The sequence below is a fragment of the Vibrio algivorus genome (assembly GCF_030161215.1).
GTDB lineage: Bacteria > Pseudomonadota > Gammaproteobacteria > Enterobacterales > Vibrionaceae > Vibrio > Vibrio algivorus.
In genome coordinates this window covers 731,922-754,597 of sequence record NZ_BSPV01000003.1, presented here as the reverse complement: position 1 = coordinate 754,597, position 22,676 = coordinate 731,922, and the positions used below count along the sequence as shown (strand labels likewise).

At 38.4% G+C, this 22,676-nt stretch carries 24 protein-coding genes; 17 read left to right on the top strand and 7 right to left on the bottom strand.

Annotated features, from left to right (window positions below):
• Positions 1 to 14 precede the first annotated feature (14 nt).
• From pntA to QQJ93_RS05190, 4 genes are all read left to right on the top strand, one after another.
• Entirely contained in the window at positions 15 to 1,568 is a 1,554-nt protein-coding gene (gene pntA, locus QQJ93_RS05205; RefSeq protein WP_089124422.1) for a Re/Si-specific NAD(P)(+) transhydrogenase subunit alpha, read from the top strand.
• 9 nt (positions 1,569 to 1,577) lie between these two features.
• Positions 1,578 to 2,960 carry a Re/Si-specific NAD(P)(+) transhydrogenase subunit beta gene (gene pntB / locus QQJ93_RS05200; RefSeq protein ID WP_089124421.1) on the top strand — a complete coding sequence of 461 codons (1,383 nt, stop codon included), beginning with the start codon at positions 1,578 to 1,580 and terminating at the stop codon, positions 2,958 to 2,960.
• Between the two features lie 345 nt (positions 2,961 to 3,305).
• A complete protein-coding gene (locus QQJ93_RS05195) occupies positions 3,306 to 4,949 on the top strand; it encodes an ATP-binding protein (protein WP_089124562.1) in 1,644 nt (547 codons plus the stop codon).
• A 9-nt stretch (positions 4,950 to 4,958) separates the two neighbouring features.
• Positions 4,959 to 5,660, top strand: coding sequence for a response regulator (locus QQJ93_RS05190; RefSeq protein WP_089124420.1), 702 nt, complete (start codon positions 4,959 to 4,961; stop codon positions 5,658 to 5,660).
• Positions 5,661 to 5,757: 97 nt separating this feature from the next.
• Here QQJ93_RS05190 and QQJ93_RS05185 read toward each other — a convergent pair whose 3' ends face one another.
• The 3 genes from QQJ93_RS05185 to QQJ93_RS05175 form a co-directional block, all read right to left on the bottom strand.
• Positions 5,758 to 7,299: a tripartite tricarboxylate transporter permease gene (locus QQJ93_RS05185; protein ID WP_089124419.1), complete on the bottom strand. Its 1,542-nt coding sequence runs from the start codon at positions 7,297 to 7,299 to the stop codon at positions 5,758 to 5,760.
• Between the two features lie 10 nt (positions 7,300 to 7,309).
• Positions 7,310 to 7,780 carry a tripartite tricarboxylate transporter TctB family protein gene (locus QQJ93_RS05180; RefSeq protein ID WP_089124418.1) on the bottom strand — a complete coding sequence of 157 codons (471 nt, stop codon included), beginning with the start codon at positions 7,778 to 7,780 and terminating at the stop codon, positions 7,310 to 7,312.
• Between the two features lie 335 nt (positions 7,781 to 8,115).
• On the bottom strand, positions 8,116 to 9,084 hold the full coding sequence (locus QQJ93_RS05175; RefSeq protein WP_089124417.1) for a tripartite tricarboxylate transporter substrate binding protein: 969 nt from the start codon (positions 9,082 to 9,084) through the stop codon (positions 8,116 to 8,118).
• A 415-nt stretch (positions 9,085 to 9,499) separates the two neighbouring features.
• Between QQJ93_RS05175 and vxrA the strand changes: the two genes are divergently transcribed.
• From vxrA to QQJ93_RS05155, 4 genes are read left to right on the top strand one after another with little or no spacing between them, the layout of a single operon-like run.
• Positions 9,500 to 10,915, top strand: coding sequence for a sensor histidine kinase VxrA (gene vxrA, locus QQJ93_RS05170; protein WP_089124561.1), 1,416 nt, complete (start codon positions 9,500 to 9,502; stop codon positions 10,913 to 10,915).
• Positions 10,890 to 11,546 (top strand): response regulator transcription factor VxrB, encoded by a 657-nt coding sequence (vxrB, locus tag QQJ93_RS05165; protein ID WP_089124416.1) that lies wholly within the window; start codon positions 10,890 to 10,892, stop codon positions 11,544 to 11,546. The genes vxrA and vxrB overlap by 26 nt, the downstream gene beginning before the upstream one ends.
• A gap of 13 nt (positions 11,547 to 11,559) precedes the next feature.
• Positions 11,560 to 12,420, top strand: a complete 861-nt coding sequence (locus QQJ93_RS05160) for a DUF2861 family protein (RefSeq protein WP_160117515.1) — start codon at positions 11,560 to 11,562, stop codon at positions 12,418 to 12,420.
• A gap of 32 nt (positions 12,421 to 12,452) precedes the next feature.
• Positions 12,453 to 12,608 (top strand): YoaH family protein, encoded by a 156-nt coding sequence (locus tag QQJ93_RS05155; protein ID WP_089124414.1) that lies wholly within the window; start codon positions 12,453 to 12,455, stop codon positions 12,606 to 12,608.
• 83 nt (positions 12,609 to 12,691) lie between these two features.
• Here the strand turns inward: QQJ93_RS05155 and QQJ93_RS05150 are convergent, their stop codons facing one another.
• Positions 12,692 to 12,868, bottom strand: a complete 177-nt coding sequence (locus QQJ93_RS05150; RefSeq protein WP_160117514.1) for a hypothetical protein — start codon at positions 12,866 to 12,868, stop codon at positions 12,692 to 12,694.
• 109 nt (positions 12,869 to 12,977) lie between these two features.
• Entirely contained in the window at positions 12,978 to 13,841 is an 864-nt protein-coding gene (hdfR, locus tag QQJ93_RS05145; protein WP_089124413.1) for an HTH-type transcriptional regulator HdfR, read from the bottom strand.
• Between the two features lie 174 nt (positions 13,842 to 14,015).
• On the opposite strand from hdfR, the gene QQJ93_RS05140 reads away from it, so the two are divergent.
• Positions 14,016 to 14,366, top strand: coding sequence for a MaoP family protein (locus tag QQJ93_RS05140; RefSeq protein WP_089124412.1), 351 nt, complete (start codon positions 14,016 to 14,018; stop codon positions 14,364 to 14,366).
• A 432-nt stretch (positions 14,367 to 14,798) separates the two neighbouring features.
• Here the strand turns inward: QQJ93_RS05140 and QQJ93_RS05135 are convergent, their stop codons facing one another.
• Positions 14,799 to 15,560: a DsbA family protein gene (locus tag QQJ93_RS05135; RefSeq protein ID WP_089124411.1), complete on the bottom strand. Its 762-nt coding sequence runs from the start codon at positions 15,558 to 15,560 to the stop codon at positions 14,799 to 14,801.
• A gap of 212 nt (positions 15,561 to 15,772) precedes the next feature.
• On the opposite strand from QQJ93_RS05135, the gene QQJ93_RS05130 reads away from it, so the two are divergent.
• A complete protein-coding gene (locus QQJ93_RS05130; protein WP_089124410.1) occupies positions 15,773 to 16,108 on the top strand; it encodes a hypothetical protein in 336 nt (111 codons plus the stop codon).
• 578 nt (positions 16,109 to 16,686) lie between these two features.
• Here QQJ93_RS05130 and QQJ93_RS05125 read toward each other — a convergent pair.
• The gene (locus QQJ93_RS05125) at positions 16,687 to 16,845 is read right to left on the bottom strand and encodes a hypothetical protein (protein WP_160117513.1); all 159 of its coding nucleotides are present in this window, start codon (positions 16,843 to 16,845) and stop codon (positions 16,687 to 16,689) included.
• Between the two features lie 132 nt (positions 16,846 to 16,977).
• On the opposite strand from QQJ93_RS05125, the gene QQJ93_RS05120 reads away from it, so the two are divergent.
• The 7 genes from QQJ93_RS05120 (at position 16,978) to QQJ93_RS05090 (ending at position 22,607) form a co-directional block, all read left to right on the top strand.
• A complete protein-coding gene (locus QQJ93_RS05120) occupies positions 16,978 to 18,273 on the top strand; it encodes a phage/plasmid replication protein, II/X family (protein WP_089124409.1) in 1,296 nt (431 codons plus the stop codon).
• A gap of 11 nt (positions 18,274 to 18,284) precedes the next feature.
• Positions 18,285 to 18,584 (top strand): single-stranded DNA-binding protein, encoded by a 300-nt coding sequence (locus QQJ93_RS05115; RefSeq protein ID WP_089124408.1) that lies wholly within the window; start codon positions 18,285 to 18,287, stop codon positions 18,582 to 18,584.
• Positions 18,584 to 18,778: a hypothetical protein gene (locus QQJ93_RS05110; protein ID WP_089124407.1), complete on the top strand. Its 195-nt coding sequence runs from the start codon at positions 18,584 to 18,586 to the stop codon at positions 18,776 to 18,778. The genes QQJ93_RS05115 and QQJ93_RS05110 overlap by 1 nt, the downstream gene beginning before the upstream one ends.
• A gap of 224 nt (positions 18,779 to 19,002) precedes the next feature.
• A complete protein-coding gene (locus tag QQJ93_RS05105) occupies positions 19,003 to 19,215 on the top strand; it encodes a hypothetical protein (protein WP_089124405.1) in 213 nt (70 codons plus the stop codon).
• A 140-nt stretch (positions 19,216 to 19,355) separates the two neighbouring features.
• Entirely contained in the window at positions 19,356 to 20,759 is a 1,404-nt protein-coding gene (locus tag QQJ93_RS05100) for a hypothetical protein (protein WP_089124404.1), read from the top strand.
• 1 nt (position 20,760) lies between these two features.
• Positions 20,761 to 21,168 carry a DUF2523 family protein gene (locus tag QQJ93_RS05095; RefSeq protein ID WP_089124403.1) on the top strand — a complete coding sequence of 136 codons (408 nt, stop codon included), beginning with the start codon at positions 20,761 to 20,763 and terminating at the stop codon, positions 21,166 to 21,168.
• 2 nt (positions 21,169 to 21,170) lie between these two features.
• Entirely contained in the window at positions 21,171 to 22,607 is a 1,437-nt protein-coding gene (locus tag QQJ93_RS05090; protein WP_089124402.1) for a zonular occludens toxin domain-containing protein, read from the top strand.
• Positions 22,608 to 22,676: the final 69 nt, after the last annotated feature.

Sequence of the window (22,676 nt, the reverse complement as noted above, 5' to 3'; positions counted from 1 at the left end):
TTCAAGGAATAGCTATGCAGATTGGTGTACCAAAAGAAATACTCGCAGGTGAAGCGCGAGTTGCTGCCACACCTAAAACGGTTGAGCAGCTTTTAAAACTAGGCTTTACAGTCGCAGTTGAGTCAGGAGCCGGTGCTCTTGCCAGCTTTGACGATTCAGCCTTTGAAGCCGCAGGTGCTTCAATTGTTAATACTGAAGAAGTGTGGAACTCAGGTTTGATCCTGAAGGTAAACGCGCCTCGTATTAATGATGAAACAGGAGTGGATGAGTTTGAACTTATTCAAGAAGGTGCAAGCTTAGTTAGCTTTATCTGGCCTGCTCAAAATGAAGAATTGCTGAATAAACTAGCGACTAAAAATATTAATGTTATGGCGATGGATTCCGTGCCGCGTATTTCTCGCGCGCAATCGCTAGATGCATTGAGTTCAATGGCAAACATCGCGGGTTACCGTGCGGTCGTTGAAGCTGCGCATCAGTTTGGTCGTTTCTTTACTGGACAAATTACCGCTGCAGGTAAAGTGCCACCAGCGAAAGTATTAGTGGCAGGTGCTGGTGTTGCAGGTCTTGCTGCAATCGGTGCTGCTGGTAGCCTAGGTGCTATCGTTCGTGCATTTGATGTGCGTCCTGAAGTAAAAGAGCAAGTCCAGTCAATGGGCGCTGAATTCTTAGAAGTTGATTTCAAAGAAGAATCTGGCTCTGGTGATGGTTACGCGAAAGAAATGTCTGAAGCATTCAACAAAAAGGCTGAAGAGCTTTATGCTGAGCAAGCTAAAGATGTTGATATCATCATCACAACGGCATTAATTCCGGGCCGCCCAGCGCCAAAGCTTATCACCAAAGAAATGGTTGATAGCATGAAAGCAGGTAGCGTGATTGTTGATCTTGCTGCTGCTAATGGCGGTAACTGTGCATACACTGAAGCTGATAAAGTAGTGACAACACCAAACGGTGTAACAATTATTGGTTACACTGACATGGTAGGTCGTTTACCTACTCAATCTTCTCAGTTGTACGGTACAAACCTTGTTAACCTTTTAAAACTGCTTTGCAAAGAGAAAGACGGCAACATCAATATCGACTTTGATGATGTGGTACTTCGTGGTGTGACAGTTGTCAAAGAAGGCGAAGTAACATGGCCTGCGCCACCGATTAAGGTATCAGCGCAACCACAAGCTGCTGCAAAACCTAAAGCTGCACCAGAACCTAAAGTTGAAGAGCCTAAATCACCGTTTAAGAAAGTGGTGGGAATGGTTGTTGCTGCCGGTGCGTTTGCTTGGATTGCAAGTGTTGCTCCTGCTGCGTTTTTAACTCATTTTACCGTGTTTGTTTTAGCCTGTGTCGTCGGTTATTACGTGGTGTGGAATGTTTCACATTCACTGCATACTCCATTGATGTCGGTAACCAATGCTATTTCTGGCATTATCGTTGTCGGTGCATTGTTGCAAATTGGACAAGGTAATACTTTGGTTTCTATCTTGTCTTTCATCGCTGTATTAATTGCGAGCATTAACATTTTTGGTGGCTTTACCGTAACCAAACGTATGCTTGAAATGTTCCGTAAGAAATAGGAGTAACATATGTCTGCAGGATTAGTACAAGCGGCATACATTGTTGCTGCCGTTCTTTTTATCATGAGCCTTGCTGGTTTATCTAAGCAAGATTCTGCTCGCGCTGGTAACTACTACGGTATTACTGGTATGGCGATCGCGTTGATCGCGACGATCTTTGGACCTGAAACTGGTGGTATTACTTGGATCATCATTGCGATGGTTATTGGTGGTGCGATTGGTATTTTCTACGCTAAGAAAGTAGAAATGACTGAAATGCCCGAGCTAGTGGCGATGCTACATAGCTTTGTCGGTATGGCAGCTGTTTTAGTTGGCTACAATAGCTACTTAGACATGGGTACAATGACGTTAAACCATGCTGAACATGTGATTCACCTAGTAGAAGTATTCTTAGGTGTATTCATCGGTACAGTAACCTTTAGTGGCTCTATTGTTGCCTTCTGTAAGCTACGTGGTTTGGTTTCATCTTCTGCGATGAATATTCCTCATAAGCACAAATGGAACTTACTAGCTTTAGTGGCTTCAACTCTGTTAATGATCTACTTCGTTAACAACGATGGCAGCATGTTAGCGTTAATGGTTATGACAGCGATTGCGTTGGTATTTGGCTACCACCTTGTATCATCAATTGGTGGCGCGGATATGCCAGTTGTTGTGTCGATGCTGAACTCATACTCAGGTTGGGCAGCAGCAGCAGCAGGTTTCATGCTAGCAAACGATCTACTTATCGTAACCGGTGCTCTAGTAGGTTCTTCTGGTGCGATTCTGTCTTACATCATGTGTAAAGCAATGAACCGTTCTTTCATCAGCGTTATTGCTGGTGGCTTCGGTGCAGCGCCAACCTCAACATCAAGTGATGAAGAGCAAGGTGAGCACCGTGAAACAACCGCTGAAGATGTGGCTGAAATGCTGAAAGACTCTAAGTCAGTGATCATCACTCCGGGATATGGAATGGCGGTTGCACAAGCTCAGTATCCAGTTTACGAAATTACTGAGAAGCTACGTGCACAAGGTGTTGAAGTTCGTTTTGGTATTCACCCTGTAGCCGGCCGTTTACCGGGTCACATGAACGTATTGTTAGCAGAAGCGAAAGTGCCATACGATATCGTATTAGAAATGGATGAGATCAATGATGATTTCTCTGAAACGGATACGGTTCTAGTTATCGGTGCAAACGATACGGTTAACCCAGCCGCTCAAGAAGATCCAAACAGCCCAATCGCAGGCATGCCTGTATTGGAAGTTTGGAATGCGAAAAACGTAATTGTCTTTAAACGTTCAATGAACACAGGTTATGCCGGTGTACAAAACCCATTGTTCTTTAAAGAAAACACGCAAATGCTGTTTGGTGATGCTAAAGCCAGCGTAGATGCGATTGCGAAAGCGCTGTAATTAATACTATTTGTTAATTAGCAAGCTTCACAATAAAACCAGTTGCTGAAAAGTGACTGGTTTTTTTATGGACCTTTATACTGCGTCAGCTTGGTTTGAAAGGTGCTTACATTCCTTCGCCAACCTTCCTTGCCTAAAGGTTTGGATGATAGCTCTGAATTCTGCATCTTGAAGTCACTTGGATATATTTACAACTAGGATCTTAAAAATGTAACGGCTGCAAGGCTTGTCACAAAATCAAGCCATCGAACGCATAGAACACGGCAATTGTTAATAAAAAGTGGTATTTTCTTTGCCATCTTTTGGTTGTAGTCGTGTCCTGTCTTAAATAAGGTTGGTGCCGTGATCCAGTGGAACACACTTAATTTTCGTCGACGCTTACTGGTTATTATGACGGTATCAGGCTTATTTGAGCTTTTGGTACTGACTGCCGCAGGCTTTAGTTATATTAAACATACTCAACAAAGTGATTTAGCTCAAAAAGCTAAAGAAGTCTCCGTTTTTCTTTCTCGTTCTCCAGAAGTCATTCAATTAATTCAAACTCGTCAAGTGGGTGAGCAGCAGAAGAAAATGCGAGATCTCACAAGATTGATCGGTGCTGCTTATATTGTGGTGGGAGATAAAAACAGCATTCGTCTTATTCATCCATATGATGATAGGCTCGGCAAGCGCATGGTTGGCGGCGACAATCAAAAAGCACTTCAGCAAGGCCTGAGTTATATTTCTTATGCGAAAGGCTCGCTTGGTCATGCTGTTCGAGGTAAATCAGCGGTACTCGATAGTAACGGCAATATAATCGGTATTGTTTCAGTTGGGTATTTATTGGATAACTTACAAAACCGTATTGAACCTTATCTAGCTTTTTTATTGATCACCGCATTACTGGTTTTAACGCTAAATATCACACTCGCTAACTATGCATCAAGACGCTTTCAAAAAGCTATTTTGGGATTTGAACCAGAAGAAATTGCACGTTTGTACGTTGAATTAGATGTTACGCTGAGCACGATTAAAGAAGGGGTGCTTAGCATTGATGCTCACGGAATTTTACGCTCTATCAACCGTAGTGCTTGCGATATTCTGAAACTTAACCGAGATGAAGTCATTAATAAGCCTTTTTCAACAGTGATGCCCGACAGCGACTTAGAGCGTTTATTGGTGCAGCCTAAACCGGATCATAATATTAATTTGTATTTGAATGGTCAGCAGATTATAGCTAACCGCAGTCCAATTTATATTGATGGCCAAGTAGTCGGTGCGGTATCTAGTTTCCGCCGACGCGATGAAATTACCGATCTGACAGAGAAACTTTCTCAAACTCGTGAATATGCCGATTTACTCCGTTCTCAAACGCATGAGCATCGCAATAAGCTCAATACCATTAGTGGCTTATTACAACTTAATGAAATTGAAAAAGTACAGAGCTTGATTGGTAGAGAAACCGAGCATTATCAGCAGCTTATTGAGTTTTTACGTCAAGCGATTGTAGACCCATTAATTGCGGGGTTGTTACTCGGTAAAACCGAGCGAGCAAGAGAATTGGGAATCCATTTACATATCGAAGAAGGTTGTCATTTAGACATATTACCAGTCGAAATAAACGCTGAAGATCTCGTCACTATTCTAGGTAATTTGATTGATAATGCTTTTGACTCTGTGCTTGCAGCAAAAGAGTCTAAACAGTGTAGTGAACCTGCTGTGATGGTCTCTATTAGTGATTATGGCACCGAAGTCATTTTGGAAGTTGAAGATAATGGTCTTGGCTTACCTGATAAATATCGGCCAGAAGAGCTATTTGAAAAGGGGATTTCAAGTAAAGCAAAAACCAATCGTGGTGTTGGATTGTATTTAGTGAATACCATTACTAAAACCTATCATGGTCAGTTCGATATTATTAATGGGCTGCAAGGTGGCGCACGTGTAACGATTTATTTGCCCAAAGATCAGCATTTTTATCGTAATGGTATCAACTCAGGTGAGATTAAATAGGAAGAGGAAATGACTCAAGAAAGTATTCGAGTGTTGATCATTGAAGATGACATTGCCATTGCTGAAGTAAACCATAAATACCTAAGTCAAATAGATGGTTTTGAAGTCGTGGGGATAGCGACTAGCCAGCATGAAGCAGAGATTCAAGTCGACATTCTTAAGCCTCAATTAGTATTATTGGATGTGTATTTACCTGATGGTAATGGGTTAGATATTTTACGTTATTTACGTCAGCAACAGCATCAATGTGACGTTATTTTAATTACTGCTGCTCGCGATGTGGATACTTTGCAACAAGCAATGCGTGGTGGTGTGGTTGACTATCTATTGAAGCCTGTGATTTTTTCTCGTTTGGAGTCAGCTTTAAATAAATATAAACATAGGTTAACTGGTTTTGAGCAAGCATCGAGCTTAGATCAAGGGTTAGTTGATAAGATGCTTCAAACGTCCTCAGTTGATGGTGAAGGTAATTATCATACATTGCGCCTACCAAAAGGCATTGATGGAGTGACGTTAGATAAAATTCGATGTTTGTTTAAGCAAGAATCGGGTCAATTAACCGCAGATGAAGCAGGAGAAAAAATCGGCGCAAGCCGAACCACAGCACGACGTTATTTAGAATATTTGATCACAACCGGTGAATTAGTCGCTGATCTAAACTACGGCACGGTAGGTCGACCGGAGCGAAGCTATAAAAAAGTGATTCGTTGAGTTCAAGGCAGTTAGCTGAATACCAAGGTAAATTGAATAGCAAAGCCACCCATAAAGGGTGGCTTTGATTTATCTATTAATTAGTGAGTTAAATTGATTATTGTGGAGCTTTACTCGACGATGTATCTACTTTACGGCCTTTAAAATATTTCCACGCCATTGTGAGTAATGGTGCGAAAAGAACCAGTACAGCAATAGAGGTAAAGGCAAGAGTAATAGGGCGCTCCCATAAGAAATTTAATTGCCCATCACTGATCATTAAAGCTCTTCGTAAGTTTTCTTCCATCATTCCTCCTAATATAAAACCGAGTAATAATGGGGCGAGTGGGAAGTTAGCCAAACGTAGTGCAATCGCGACCATTGCAATCATGATCATAATGTACACATCTATAGTATTAAACGAAACCAGATATACCCCTGTGATTGAGAAAAACAGAATCATTGGTAGCAGTACAGTGCGAGGTACCATCAATAGTTTTGAAATATAAGGGATCAGCGGCAAATTCAAAATCACTAACACAATATTACCGAAGTACATTGAAATGATCACCGACCAAAAGATATCTGGATTGTCGACAAATAAACGTGGGCCTGGTTGAATGCCATAAGAAATTAAAGCGCCAAGCATAATTGCAGTAGTACCTGAGCCAGGAATACCAAGTGTTAACAGCGGCACAAAGGAACCACTTGATGCTGCATTATTGGCTGATTCAGGTGCAACTAAACCGCGAATACTACCTTTACCAAATTCTTCTTTTTTATCTTTTGGGGCGAGATTACGTTCCATGCCATAACTTAAAAACGCAGCAATAGTTGCGCCAGCGCCAGGTAATACGCCAGTGAAGAAACCAAGAATTGAAGAACGAATAGAAACAGGGGCAGCTTCTTTAAACTCTTCTTTAGAGATCTTCATACTACCCAATTCATTCATTTTTTGGCTTTCTTGTTGGCTAGTATCTTTTGAGGGTTTAAGGATACCCATTAAAGTCTCACCTAGTGCAAAAGTTGCCATCGCCAGTAATAAAAAACTAAAGCCATCGATTAAGTCAGTTGAACCAAAAGTAAAACGTTCGACACCAATGCCTTTGTCGATACCAACGGTAGACAACATTAAACCGAAGATGGTCATCATCCAGGCTTTTATAACTTGTCCTTTACCAGCAAAGGCTGCAACCGCCGACAACCCCAATAGCATTAATGCAAAATAATCGGATGATTGGAAACTAAGTGAAACAGTCGCTAAAGCGGGAGCTGCAACGAGTAACATGATGGCTGATAAAGTACCACCAGTGAAAGAAGAGTAGGCAGCAAGCGCTAGTGCTTTACCTGCTTGGCCTTTTTGCGCCATTGGGTAACCATCAAAAGCGGTCACAACCGTAGAAGAGCAACCCGGTGCGTTAATTAATATTGAAGAGGTCGATCCACCAAACACCGCCCCATAATAAACTCCAGCCATCAAAATTAGTCCTGAAGAAGGATCTAGCCCGTAGCTAATTGGGATCATTAAGGCTATCGCTGAAATTGGCCCAAGGCCAGGTAACATACCGATAAAGGTACCAACAAAACAACCCACGATAACCATGAAGATATTCATAGGCATAACGGCCGTGGATAAACCGATCAAAATTCCATCTAACATGATTTCTATCCTAGAAAAGGTTGAAGATGTACCCAGGTTCTAGATAAATATCTAACCCTTGAGTAAGTAATAAATAAAACGCAAAAGAAAATGGAAACGACGCGCCAAATAAAATCGACTTTTTACGTTCACCAAGGAGATAAAAACCACCAAGCAAGAAGCCACCTGTTGCAATGACAAACCCTAACCAAGTTAAGCCTAAGCCATAAAGTGCCATTAAAATGAGAAATGCAATGAGCAACTTCCAATCAAAATGACTCGCAAGTCCGCGTTTTTCATCAGGTTGAGCAGTTACGAGCAGTAATAGAGATAAAATCGAACCTATTATTGCTAATGCAAAAGGTAAAGTTCGAGCGGTAAAGGGTTCATATTCATCACCAGGAAAAAGCATGATTTCTGTTGTTTGATAGCCATAGCCTAAGCAAAACAAAAGAAATAATAAGGCGCTAATTCGGTCGGTAGAGATAAATTTGGAGAACATAATTCAACTCCAATAATAAAAGAAATAAGAAAGCCGCATTCAACCAGTTAACCACCTACATTAGTAGAGATGCACAATAGTCATCTGTTAGTTAACCAAAGTGTACAAAGGAGAACGTCTTAAAAAATCAAATGCGGCAAATTATGGATGTGCCTAAAGTTATACCAATTGCACTAATTATATGGTCATTCTGCTTGTTAAAAGTCTCGATAACTGCGTTATAAATTTTGATTGTAGAGCAACTACTTATCGAAAATTTATGATTTGTTCCCAAGACTTTTTCCTTCGCAATTTTTGAGCACCTAATTAATTTGATTGGTATTGTGGCGACAATATTATTTTAAAAAGCCTAGCTCACGCATCAGATCACCGATCTGCTGTTCCTGCTCTTCAAGAAAAGCGGTAAATTCAGGACCGGCTTTGTGTTCATCAATCCAACCATTACGGTCACGAACTTCTTGCCACTCTTTAGTTGAATACATCTTAGTTAAAGCCGCATTCCATTGTGCTACTTTTTCTTCACTAATGCCTGGAGAGGCAAAGAAACCACGCCAGTTAGCAAATACCGTAGGGTTACCCATTTCTTTGAGTGTAGGAATATCCGGTGCACTATCTAGGCGTTTAGGAGCAGTAATTGCAATGATGCGAACCTGGCCACTTTTAGATAGCTCAAGCACTTCACCTAAGCCAGTAGAAAGCATTTGGGTTTCACCAGAAAGTAGGGCAGCCATAGCTTTACCGCCTGCATCATAAGCAATATATCGAACCTTACGAGGATCTTGGTTTTCACCTTTAAAGGCAGCTGCGGCAACAAGGTGATCCATACTACCTCGTGCAGATCCTCCTGCGATTTTTAATGAACGGGGATCTTGCTTAAACATTTCTACCGCCTGCTCCCATGTCTTGATATCAGAATCTGAAGCAACCACAAAAGCGGCATAATCGGCAATAGTTTCAGCGACAGGAGTAAGATCTCGGAAAGATTGTGGGAAAATTCCGGATAAAGAACGAACCACAATAGGGGTAGAGTTAACCATTAATGTATCTTGTTGGCGATCTGCGGTTTCAATCATATAAGCGATCGCCTTACCGCCACCGCCACCAGATAGGTTTTGGTATGAAACGTTTTCAACAATACCAGCCTTTCTCAATGCATCACCAGTACTACGGGCAGTCATATCCCAACCGCCACCCGCGCCACCTGGGACAACAAAATGAATTTCTTTTATATCATTGGCAAATGCTGAGGTTGCAAATGCAGCGGATAATAATGTAGCGGTAATCGAAATGCTTAGCTTTTTCATATTTCACGTCCTTATGTTCTTATTGTTATATCCAAATAACTTGCCCTTCGGGATCTTCACCTTGAAGTCATTTGGGTATATGTATTTCTATAATTGATTAACCAGTACTGTCGAGTTATCTGATCACGTGAATGAATTTAGAAGTTAGAAGCCGGTTTTCCTATAATGGGGACTTAAAAAGGATATTGTTACTTATGTCCATTTTGTTCATAAAAGTCACAGCTCATTCCCTTGGCAGGATAGGTTATGTTTATTTGTGAGATAACTTTTAACAAACGTTACATAAACGTTAATAATGACTTAAAAATGACATGGCAGGTGGTTAGAACTGTTTTTTTGTGTAGTATGATACGCCCAGATATTTGTCAGATAGGATGATTACCTTTTGAAATTAACGCGATTTTTAATTTTGTCGATGACAGTGGTAGCGGGAACAGCAAATGCTAATACGCTGCCTGATCGCATCGAGCAATTTAAAACATCGTTTGATAATAACAAAGCGGTAGCAGTCTATGATTTACGAGTGATTCAAACTGATTACCCTACCAGTTTATTATCACCGGATTCGTTAATTCCTCAGACTGCAAAATATCCTCTACAAGATATGCAACGTTTATATAAATTGGCCACGACATGTAAAGGAAAGTACCCATTAAGTCCTTTAGTGACCGACCCTTTAGTTTTTTCTAGAGCTTTGTGTAATGGTACTAATTTACCAGTTAAATGGTTTTTACGTTCTGGACTGATTCATCCTGGTGGGGGGACTTATGCAGCACGCTATGCAGAAGCTCATCCTGAGAGATATGAACAGCTATTACCTTTTATGCATATTAAAGAACGGCCAATAGCGGATGAGAATACTTTATTAGGTCGTTTACAAATAATGCCTTATGATTCGATTTCTGCGTTGATTTCAGGTTCGGAAACCATTCTCGCCGGAAATGAATTTTGGTTACGCAAAGGCATGCAATACTATGTTTTTGATCAAAAGCTGTTAGATAAAAGGTTACAAGAAACCGAATTAATCGCAACTCCAGCGAGCCAAAGTCAACATTGTTACGTAAAAAGTGGCAACGTATGCTGGGACATCAAAAGTAACTCAGATACTTTATTTTACAGTATCTTAGCTTTAGGTATCGTTAATGTTATTTTAATCTGTGGCTGGGGTTACTCACGTTGGCTCAATAAACGTAAAGAGCTGCGTAGTCGGATGTTAGTACTACAAATTTTAACACATGAGCTTAGAACGCCAATTGCAAGTTTGTCCCTTACCGTTGAAGGGTTTCGCCGTGAGTTCGAGCACTTACCGGATACCGTGTACGATGAATTTCGCCGCTTATGTGAAGATACTCGCCGATTACGACAATTGGCTGAAGCGAGCAAAGACTATTTGCAGTCAGATACTCAAACACTTGCAACAGAGTGGATTCCATCACTTGATGAGTGGCTAGAGTATCGCTATGCGCAAGGCGAGTTTAACATTGCTATTGAATTAAATCAGGATCTAGCCGTCAAAGCTAATATTTACTGGCTCGGAACTTGTGTTGATAATTTAGTAAGAAATGCATGTAAATATGGCGTTGACCCTGTGGTATTAAAGGCAACAACGTATTCAAATAAATTGGTTCTTGAGATAATTGACCAAGGACAGTTGACTAAAAAGGACTGGGCGAAACTGCGTAAACCATTCGTGAGCAAAAGCGGATTAGGCTTAGGATTAACTATCGTTGAATCGATGGTTGCACGAATGGGTGGCTCTTTGAGCTTGAGTGGCCCACCGACAACATTTAAATTGGAGATTCCTTGTGAAACAGACACTGCTACTCGTTGAAGATGATCGCAATCTTGCTGATGGCCTATTGGTCAGCTTAGAGCAAGCTGGTTATGAGTGTTTGCATGTTGAACGTGCAGCCGATGTTGCATCCGTATGGGGGAAAGCAGACTTAGTGATTTTAGACCGTCAATTACCCGATGGTGATTCTGTTACTTTCCTAAATGATTGGAAAAATATTAAATCTGTACCTGTTATTTTATTAACAGCCTTAGTTTCGGTTAAAGATAAAGTATCAGGCCTTGATGCTGGTGCAAGTGATTACCTGACTAAACCATTTGCTGAAGCGGAGCTGTTTGCGCGAATTCGTGCACAATTGCGTTCACCAGATGCTGAGGAAGATGGCAACACTATTATAGTAGGTGATATTTTTATCGATAAAACGACTCGCGATGTAAAATTTGGCGAGGAAATGATAGTGATGACTCGTACAGAGTTTGATCTGCTTGTTTTCCTTGCAAGTAATTTAGGTCGAGTGTTTACGCGAGATGAGCTTTTAGATCATGTATGGGGCTATAACCATTTCCCAACAACTCGTACCGTTGATACACATATTTTGCAGTTACGCCAGAAGATACCTAGCATCAAAATAGAAACTTTGCGCGGTGTTGGCTACAAAATGAAAGCTTAATGAGCATATTCTTTTGAAGTTAAAATACTCATTAATTACACTGTCACTTTTCGCCGCTCCTATTTGGGCGGCGAATGACTGGTTTCTTGAACAAACCTCGCTAACCAATGCTCATAAGTTTTTATTAGAAGGGCATCTTGAAGAAAGCTTTGATTCAATGATTCAAGCTTGGCAACAAGAGCCACAAGAGCACATGAAAGGTCATCTTGATCAGCTGTTATTAAAAGCACTTGATAAAGATTGTGGTCGTTCTTTTGACCATTCAAAATTGCCAACATGGTTGAATAAACTTGCTATCCAACGTCAAGTAATACAAAGCCCAGGACGTTTAAGTTATCGATTAGAAATTGATGCTCAAACGGATAGAGAACTCGATCAAATCCTTTTTGTACAATGGCCCGAGCAAGTATTGATGTCTAATGTTGAGGCGCCTGAAAAAATTGATGATAAATATTGGCAATATCGTCAAAAGGTGGATTTAAATGCGCAGTTAGATACCGGACTCTATAAAGTCAAAATAAAAACAAAAGAGGGAGAAGATTGGGAAAGTTGGGTTTTACTTACTCATACAACGAGTAAACAGACAGTCAGATGGAGTTCTAAGGAGTCTTGGGTTGTCGATAAAACTGCTTTGTTGAATAGATACTGTCCATTACCAGTTATGGATGTAGCACTTTATGGTGATGTGGATGGGGACTATGCAGAGGTTTGGAATAAGCAGTATGAATCTGATTATCCTAGCCAAGTTCCTGAAACTAATCTTCCGATTGACCGCTATTTACTGGGGGTTTCTATTACCCATAAACGTTGGCAAGGTGCGATAACTATTGAAGATAAGCAAATAATAAGTAAAGCATTCGATATTTCTGAATAATTCAAAGCCGATTACTCTAAAAGAGAACTAATATGTTTGATGATTTACCAACACTTAGCCATGCTGAGCAACAAGCTGCAGTCGAAGATATACAAAAACTAATGGAACAAGGGATAAGTACTGCTGAAGCAATTAGGATTGTAGCCCAACGAATTCGTAGTGAAAAAAAAGCAGAAAAAGAAGACTGATTTATAGTAATTATAAGGCACTATAACTAAAAGAATTGACAAAAATATAAGAGGGCATTAATTGCCCTCTATTTCATTACACATTAGTACAAACGGTCTTCGAAGTCCTCTGATCGTGGAAGATGCTTATCTCTATGAGATTTACGCTTTGATTTACTTTTTTCAACCAACTCACCGTCATAATCATCGAAATCTCGTCTGTTCTTCTTACCTGACAAACGAGAGCTATCACTCTTTAACCACTTATCCCAGTTGCTCATGTTCCTATCCAACCATCTAACGTCTTAAAGTATTTTCAGACAACTCAAAGATTATGTAATAACAATGTGACAGTAAAACGAAGTTTTTTTGATGTCAGCATGAAAATTATTAATCGTCAGAAGGTGTCCTTAATTCGAATGGAACTTTAGCTAATTGATTGATTAAATTAACTTTATCGTTGTCTTCGTTCCAGCAGAGGTATAAGGACTGTTCCATAACTGGAGAATCTTCAACAATAAATAATTTTCCATCATCAATATGTTTAGATACCACAGGCTCTGGTAAATAAGCCAGGCCCGCATTGGCACTTAAAAACTTAACAATGACATTGCTCGAAGATGCGTGTAACAGAGGTGTTTTTTGTAACTCGGCAATTCTCGCATGCTCAATAGAAAAACGAGTGCTCCAATCTAAGTAAGCTAATGGAATCGAAGGAAGTTGATTAAAGTTTACATCAGGTTGAGTTGAAACTAACTTAAACTCGAAACTCGCAACCTGCTTCAACTTAAATCCTTCTACTTTAGGTGGGTCACCTAATAGTGCCATATCGATACTTTTTTCTAATAGAGCACGTACAATATCTTGACGACTGACTGACTCCATTCTGAATGCGACTTCAGGTAAAGCTTGATGGCTTTCATTTATCCAATCCGAAATACCTCCTAGCTCCCAGACACTAGAGGAGGCCCCCAAGGAAATCTGCTCCATGTAATTCTCACTCAAAGAGACATCTTGCCTAGCTCGCCCCCAGGTTTGTAAGATAGATTCAGCATAGGGTAACAACCTTTCTCCTGCAGGAGTGAGATGAACATTACCTCGTTGACGTGAAAATAGTGGACTACCTAGTTGCGACTCTAATTGGCGTATACGAAAGCTTACCGCTGATTGAGTTAGGTACAAACTTTCTGCCGCACGACCAAAGTGACGCGTCTTTCCTACTTCTAAAAATGTCCTTAATAGCTCTGTATCCAAAGTTCACCTCAAAGGATTTGAAAAAAGTTTAATTCTTTGACTAATATGAAAGACAAGAATATCGCAAAATGATAAAAAAATTTTATTAAATTGAACAAAATCTTTTGTTGTACAGTTAGACAATAAACACCTATTTTCGCTGAAATACAAGTAACACAGTAAAAGAGTTGAAATATGAGAAATCTAGGAAAGTTTTTTGATAATAAACACTTTGCACGCGGCTTTAGTCGCTCTGGTGAATTTACTATTAATGAAGCACAAATCCTCGAGAATTACGGTCGAACTATGCAGGGGCTATTCGAAGGTAACTTGACTCCTGAAGATGATGACGAGAAAGAGTTTATTACCGCTTTTCAACAAGAAGGAGAAGAGGGGATTGTTAATAAATATGTTCAATGCTGGAAGAAGTATTTAAACAAAACTCAGCGTAAACGAACATATACGCTCTGCAGTACAGTAAAAGGTAGTGCGTCATCGTATGACGATGATGATAGTGATTCGGACGATCTATTATTAGATGATTAAAGTCTATAAAAGCTAAATTGAATTTTACGAATAAGCCCACCTAAGAAGGTGGGTTTTTTTGTGCCAATTACAGTTACCCAACAAGTAACACCGTAACTAATAGTGATATTTTTGTGGAAATTAACCCATTGATTTAACTTGTTATTTAATGTTGACTTCAGGAGGGAGTGTTTTTCTGTAGTACTAACTAACATGTTATCCACAAAATGAAAGTGAGCAACCTGTCAAGTGAGGGTTAAAAATTGACTTGTTATTTTATTACACATAAAAGGTCAGCGATCGTGGATATAATTTTAGATAAACCGCTAGGTGACACTGTGACTTATTTTACTGGAATTAAACTATGATGGGTTACACTGTAACGTTTGTTTCATATAAAAATAGCGAATGTGTTAAATTCGCTATTTCAAATTACATTATTTGGCTTGTTCTTTATTTAGATAAGGTTTTTATTGCATTCGTTAATGAAGCCACATCAGCGCCATTTATTACGTAAGTATTTTCAGTTGTCGCTCCATCGGTTGGCATGACAACTAAAGCTGGTGTACCTTTAAAACCAAGTTGAGAAAATAGTTGTAAGTTCTTTTGGTAGCTTTCGGTTGGTTTAAACTCATCGAATGAAACACCTGCATTTTTGGCTTGAGTGTTCACAACTGCTTTAGTTAATTTACCTTCGTTTAAACCACTGGCATAAATACCATTATGATATTGTTCATATGCCTCAGAGCCTTTTTGGGCAAAGATTTCTAATCCCATTTGTGCAGCATATTTTGATGGTTCCCAACGGTTACCAAAAATGGGGGTTTCTTTAAAGATAAAACGTACATCTGGATATTGCTTCTGCAAAGATTCAATGGTTGAAGAGATCCGATAACAGTAAATACATTGGTAGTCAAAGAACTCGATAACATTAACTTTTGCGTTTTTGGGGCCTGTAAAAGGGGTTGTCTTATCGTTAATTAAAGCATTTTTATTCGCTATAACTGCTGATTTTTGAGCGCTTGCTTGTTCTTCTAACTGCTTCTGCTGCAACTTCTGACTTGCTTTAATTAAAAACTCAGGGTGTTCTGCGAGATATTGGGCTGCTATTTCACCAATTCTTGCTTCTTGTTCTGGTGTAAACGTTTCTGTGTTAGCTGCTGTAGCACTATGCGCCACAGTGGCAAGTACAAGAGGTAAAATAAGCTTTTTCATAAAGTTTCCAATTTAAAAATAAGTGTTAGAGACTTTAGAGCCTTGATTTAACAACAAGTTCCGTAATATGAAGGTTTATCGCAATTATTTCCGTAAAATGTAATAACCTCTTAAATCTGAAGTTAACATGACTAACTATTGAAATAGAGTTGATAATGAGTATTGAAACAGTGAAAACTTTGATTTTATAAATTAATCAAGGTATTAGAACTATGAAACCATTCACCATATTTTTTTGTATACTGATTATTAGTCCATCAGTCTTTAGTTACGATGATAGCCAACGGTATAAAGTTGCGAAGTTTTACAAGGAAAAAGCACAGAAAGCCGTAGATAATTCCGCTAAACACTTAAAAGGTGAATGTAGGATCATGTTATCAATGCATCACCTAGATCAAAAATATGCCAAGCTTAAACGAGTTAGAGCTAATGGAAATAGCTTGGTATGTAAGGCCGCAAAGAAAGAATTGAAGAAGTATAAAAACCAAAAGATAGCCTATGATACACCTGAGAAGTTATTACGTTTAACCATCAGCACAGGCCATTAGGTGGTAACTAAAAGGTGATGGATTAAAATTATAGTTATCGTTCTAATAGGCCGCCATGCAATAAAATCTCCACAACCACTTGATAAGTAACCTACAAACTATTGTCGGCGGTATAGTAAAACTAAGATGAAAGTACCATATGTTAACTTTGTTAAAGGTGATATTACTACTTTGCGCCTACAACTTTAGTGCGTATTACGTAGTCTGGCATTATGTTGAAAGCGTGGTCGTCAGTACCATTGCGCAGCACTGGCGACCGCACGAAGTGCGCCTTTAGCATAATGGCCGTAATGCGAACTATCAGCCCACCCGAATTCTAAAGCTACTGCATAGTAATTACATTCTCATAGTGCTCGGAGGACATCCGTCACTAACCGCACCAAAGCTGGGTATGTTAAAAAAATGACATACCAGTTAGATGAAAAAACCTTCATCCTCTAGAATTCTTTTCTCTTTTAAAATGATTTTTATCTCGACCGGACGATTGCGACGCACAAGCGAAAGCTGAGCGCGGAGGAGCAAGGAGGCAGGGAGAGTACACTATCTTTAATAGTGTACTCTTGTCCGGATTTCGGAATTTACTTTAGATCTTCTGGTTTCAATTCTTTTAAGCATTTATCTAGTACGGCCTTTATTACTTCTGGTACCGTTACAGGTTTTTGTGTCTTTATAGTCATATCAACGGCTTTTTTTTCAATCTCTCGCCATCTTTTTTCATCAAGTCTTAGAGTGGGCATTTTGCCTCCTTAATTTCGAGTCACTTCATAACATTGTAACTTCATCACAAGTTATTTGTATCTTTTCTTGCATTGTCACATGTGATGATGTATTAATTTATAATCTAAATCACTTGTGACAAAGTTACCTTTATGATTGATATGCTTAAAATCTCTATACCGTTTAAAGAAGAATATCTTCTTCAAACTCAACAGACGGCTACTGGTCAGTGCGTTCGTTATGTTGATTTGAAGGAATGTTCTTCTCGTGGTGTAGGTCTTGAAGCTAAATCTGTTCATTTTACTGGCAACGAACGCAATGACGGTTTTGAAGTTACTGACTTGCGTCATCCTTATCAGAGTTTAGCTACTTCCTTTACTGGTATGGCGTTTAAGATTTTTCAAGGAACTCCGCTTCGTGATGCTTGTGTAGAGTTAAAAGCGAGTCCGGCCAAAATTATTCAGGGCCATAATGTTTATGGTTCAACGTCAATTTTGAATGGTTCAACTGAAATGATGATGTGCTTGCTTAATGCTTATTCTGATTTCTATAACATGCTAGATATCCCAAACGCTACTTTGGATTGTGTCGATTGCACTTATTCTGCTCGTGTTAAAAATGAAGATATGTCAAAGCAGGTTATTAATCAGCTTAAGAATATTTCAAATAAACAAATGCGATCTAGTGTTCGTAATGAGTATGAGACTACCGCATATTTTTCTAAGAATTCACGCCATGTTGATAGAAAGGTTTATTTAAAATATTTTGAATTCAAAAGACAATTAGATCAATTGCGCTCACTTAAAGAAAAAGGTTCAAAAGAATACGATAAAGTTATTGATGTAATGAGTGACCCTTTTTTAATTAATTATGCTCGCAATCTTGTTAGGTTTGAAGCTAGTGCAAAGCGTAGATATTTAGATGAATTTGAAGTACCTAAAAAATTAATTGATGCTATTAAGTATCAAGTTAAATATGAAAAAGAAAACAAATCCTGTTTAATTAAAGATATATGGTTAAGAGCGTACAGCCCGTTGTTAGATGCGCTTAAGGGGCAAAAGATGAATATATTTAATGATGATGAAGTTTATACAAATTTAAAGTCAATTTATGTAAAAGTAACACCTAAAGGAAATATGTCATATTCAAAGGCCGATAGAGTTTTTCGTTTTTATCGTTCATTGGTATCTGATGGTTACAATGCAGTTAAAGATACCTTTAGTTCTAGTAGTACTTTTTACGATAATTTAAATCTTTTGCTTAAGGCGGGTTTCTCCAAAGCTCAATTACAGAATTTACAAGGCAATGGAAAAGATAATGTCGTTCCATTACTTCAAGTTATTGAAATAGATTTCGCAAATCAGCGACCGTCTGATTATGTAGAGAAAGTAGGGGATATTTCCCGTTTATATGGTTTTGATGAAAATGTAATCCACTTAGTGGCATAAGGAATTAAAAAATGAATCAATTAATTATCGAAGTATTTAAAGAAAATGAAGTGGTAGACGTTCGCGAACTGCCTGCAAATGATAAACGAGCTGCGATGAAATTATATTCTCAAGTTGCATACGCTCATACTGGCGGTAAATTCCCTGTTGAGTTTCGTCTTCCACTTGAGGAAGGGCAACCTGCATACACTGAGGGTAAATATTATTTTACCCAAGATTCTTTCAAGGTTGGACAGTTCGACCGCTTAGAGTTCGACCGTAACTTAAAATTAGTTCCTGTAAATCAGGCTCAACTTAGTAAGGTTTCGTAATGACTTTATTTGCTTTAAAGGATGATGATTTAGTTTGTACTTGTTGTGATTCATCTTCTATCAATTGGCAGTTATTTAGGTCTGATAATGACTGCTCTTTAATTGGTGATATTTCTTGTGAAGATTGCGGTTCAAACGAAGTCCTTGATTTAAAGCGTGTTCGTGAACTAGGAATTTTTGAGAGTCATATATGAAATGTTTGTTAGATGGTCAGGTCACAACTGATACCTATGACACTTGTCAGGGTTATATTTTGCTTGAACCGTCTGACATTCCCCAAACAAACCTTGTGTTTGATAAAGCTCTATATCTGGAAGTTTCTGGGTATCTTTTACTTTCGTTTGTCGTTGGTCATGGAGCTGGCCGAGTCGTACGATGGATGAGCAAACTTTAATTTTTTTATTTATAGGATATTGATATGAAAACTTTTAAAAACATTGCTCTAAAAACTGGTGCTGTAGTTTCTTCTATTGCTGCTTCATCTACTGCGTTCGCTGCTGATTACGCTACTGATATTAATGCTGCGGTTACAGATTCTTCTGCAAACTATACTCTTGTAGTTGCTGGCGTTATTTCGGTTGCTGCAATCGGCTTTGGTGCGGGTCTTCTTATTCGTTGGTTAAATAAGTAAATGATGGGGTCAATGCCTGTAGAAATCATTTTTGGTATCTCATCCTCCATGAGCTTTATTTATGGTTTTGTTTCAGGCATTCAAACACATTAATTTTTAACTATAGGAGAGGGGGCTTAATTGCCCCTTTTTTTGATCTTATGAAATGGATTTTATTATTTTTCGTTTTTGTATTTTCTAATATTTATACGATTCCCGTTAAGGCTGAAACAGTTGATAAAGTAATTTTAAAAGCCCGTTGTACGTTTTATAAAAGTGAACCTGTTTATTTTGATACTTATCTTTCATCCAAACCACATTCATTATGTTTACCCTATTTATCTTCACTTGATACAGAACTTTGTTTGGATAATCCTCAAGTTGTTTCGAATGGCATTTGGTGCAAAGCTACTTCTGCTAATGTGAGAATAGCAGCCTATGACGGTTCTTTTTCTCCTTTTTCTGGTTGTCCTGCTACTCATCCAGTTGAAACTTCTGATGGTCGATGTCAGATTGAACCAACTTTTTGTTCCGATTCATCTATTCAAAAACAATTTCAAAATGAACAATATTCATGTCAATTAAACAATCCTAATAGTTCTTTTTATGAAACTGTTTTTAATTGGTCTTGTGTTGATAATGAGTCAAATAATTCACCTGATGTTAGTACTTCATGTAATTATGATAAAAAAGATTGCATACAGGGTTTAACTTGTGAATCTGAAACTAATCCAGAAACACCTATTTGTAATCCTGAAAATGAAGAGTGTGCTTTACCTCCAGAAACACCGCCTGAAGAAATTCCAGAAGAATCTACTAATCCTGATGATTTAAATTCAAACCCTAATCCTTGTGAATTAGGTATCGATTTATGTAATAACTCTGATACACCTTTCACGGATGACCCTAATCAAAATCCAGATTCATCAAGTCTTAGCGATAACCCAAATTTAACCGAGGGGGATAATGCACTTTACAAAGAAGCGGTTATTACCAATCAACACCTTGAAAATATGAATCATAAAATGAAAGAGTTTATTACTAATTATGATTCCAAATCTGACCAGAACAATAAACTTTATAAAGCTCAACTTGGTCAACAGACAGAAATCAATAAGAAACTTGGTCAACAACTCTCAGGAACTACGCAAACCAATAAGCACTTAGACAATATAGAAAATGAAATGAATAAATCATTTTGTGATAAAAATCCAGAATACCCAGACTGTAATAAAACACCGTTTGGAGATTTGCCGGACTTCACCCAATCGAATCATTTTTCTACTGTCTTTGATTCTTCAAAGTTCGCCGAGTTATCTCAGAAAAAAGATGATTTAACTCAACAGATTCAAGACAAAATAAATCAGTTTAAAACTGACTTAAACATTGCTCCGTCTTTCTCTGGAGGTTCTTATTCTGATGAAAATATAACTCTATCTGGTAGATGGGGGACTGTTAGCACTTCTAATTCATATTGGTCTGATAATTCAAGCTTAATTTCTACCGCAATCATTGCTCTTTGTTCACTGGTTGCCTTTTCAATTATTATCGTAAGGAGACGATAAGATGAAGATCCTTTTTATTCCGTTTTTACTTTTGTTTTTTTCGTCTGGCACTTATGCAGCTACTCCAGAAGAAGAAAACTCAATCATTGGTTATTTTGTTGATATTGGGGATTATGTTGGTGATTTTTTCAGTTATGCCCCTACATTTTTTCAACAAATGTTCGCTTACATCATTGAATATTGCGTGATTATTAAGCTCAAATTACAGCTTGAATCTATTCAATTTGCTTATGGTGTAGCTATTTCACTTATGCAAAATCTTTCCCTCGATTCACTTCTTAATGATGCTTTTTCAGGTCTTTCAACACAGCAAAAAGGCTTGATGAATCAATATGGAATTTTTGTTGGTTTAACCCGAATCGTTGAAGCAATGGTTACTCGATTTGTTCTAGATTTCATGGGGTCTTAATTATGGCTGTTAAAATTCGTCATGGTGCCAATGGTTCTTACAAGTCAGCTACCGCTGTATGGTTTGATTTACTACCTGCGCTTAGAAATGGTCGTGTTGTTGTCACAAACATACAAGGTATGGAAAGTGTTGAAACTATTGAAAAACGTCTAGGTGAGCGATTTCCACCATCAGCCAAAATTATAAAAATCTATTCGCTTACTGAATCTGGCCGTTATATGTGGCAGAACTTCTACAACTGGATGCCTATGGGCGCTTATATGATCATTGATGAATGTCAGGACATATATTCTAAAACGGTCGGCTTTGATATGGCTAAGAATACATATCAAGGTTTGGAAAAGTTTAAAGAGGGTTTGCCTGACTGGTATCCAGATTTTTATAACCGTGTTTTAGAGGCTTATAAACCAGATGAATCAACTATTGATATTGATGATTCAGGGGAAACTTTATTTGATGATAATGGGCTCATTCGATTACCTCCAACGTTTGAAGAATCGATATCAAGACACCGTCACTTTAACTGGGATATTACTTTCGTTACACCCAATATTAAAAAGTTATCTACTGAAGTTCGTTCATGTGCTGAGGTTGCCATACATCATAAATCTAAAGATTCGTTTTTTTTCACAAAGCGCAAACCTAGATTGTATGAACATGACCCAAACGCAACGAGCTTTAACAGTCCAAAGCCTGAAGAGTGTAGACGGGTTAAAGTTCCTCTTGCGGTTCATCTTCTTTATAAATCAACAGTAACGGGCAAAACAACAAAATCAGGACTTGCTTCTAGTCCATTATCAAATTTCAAATTTGTCTTAGTAATGTTGCTAGGGCTTTGTTCAATTCTTTATGTCATTTATGGGGGCATCGATGCGTATCAACGTTATAATTCTGATGATTCAACACAGGATATCAATTCTAATCAAACCGTTAACCAAACTGGCCAAACCAATAACCAAGTTTTACCAATGGATAAAACCGATTCTAAGATACGTAATGTACAGATTGATGATGTTCATGATAGTCGCCTTTTGTCTGAGAGTGGTGAGCCGTTTTTTAATAATCGCAGCGTAAACACTGTTCCTGAACTTTGGCCATTTGATGTTACCAATGTATATGTAGGCGGCATCAGTTTGAAAATAACAGATACAAAAGTGATACCAACAATCGTATTTAAACAAACAATGACTGATGGCTCTGAATCTTATGTTTATAACTCAATGCTAGAAAAGATGGGTTATCAATTTAAGGTTTTAGATTATTGTTTAGTTGAAATGAATACAGCTGGCGTTCGTAAGTTCCTGACGTGTGACATGAGAAAAACACCAAATGATTTTGGCGACCAGGTTAACAATCCAATCACAGACCTGGCTAATTCAATGCAACCAAATAAATCGAGAAATGACTTACCCAATATGGATGCAATTTTACCAATCTAATAGTGCGCATTACGTATATTATGTTAAATGAAATGTGGCTGTATGTGGAATTTTCCATGATTGTTTTAT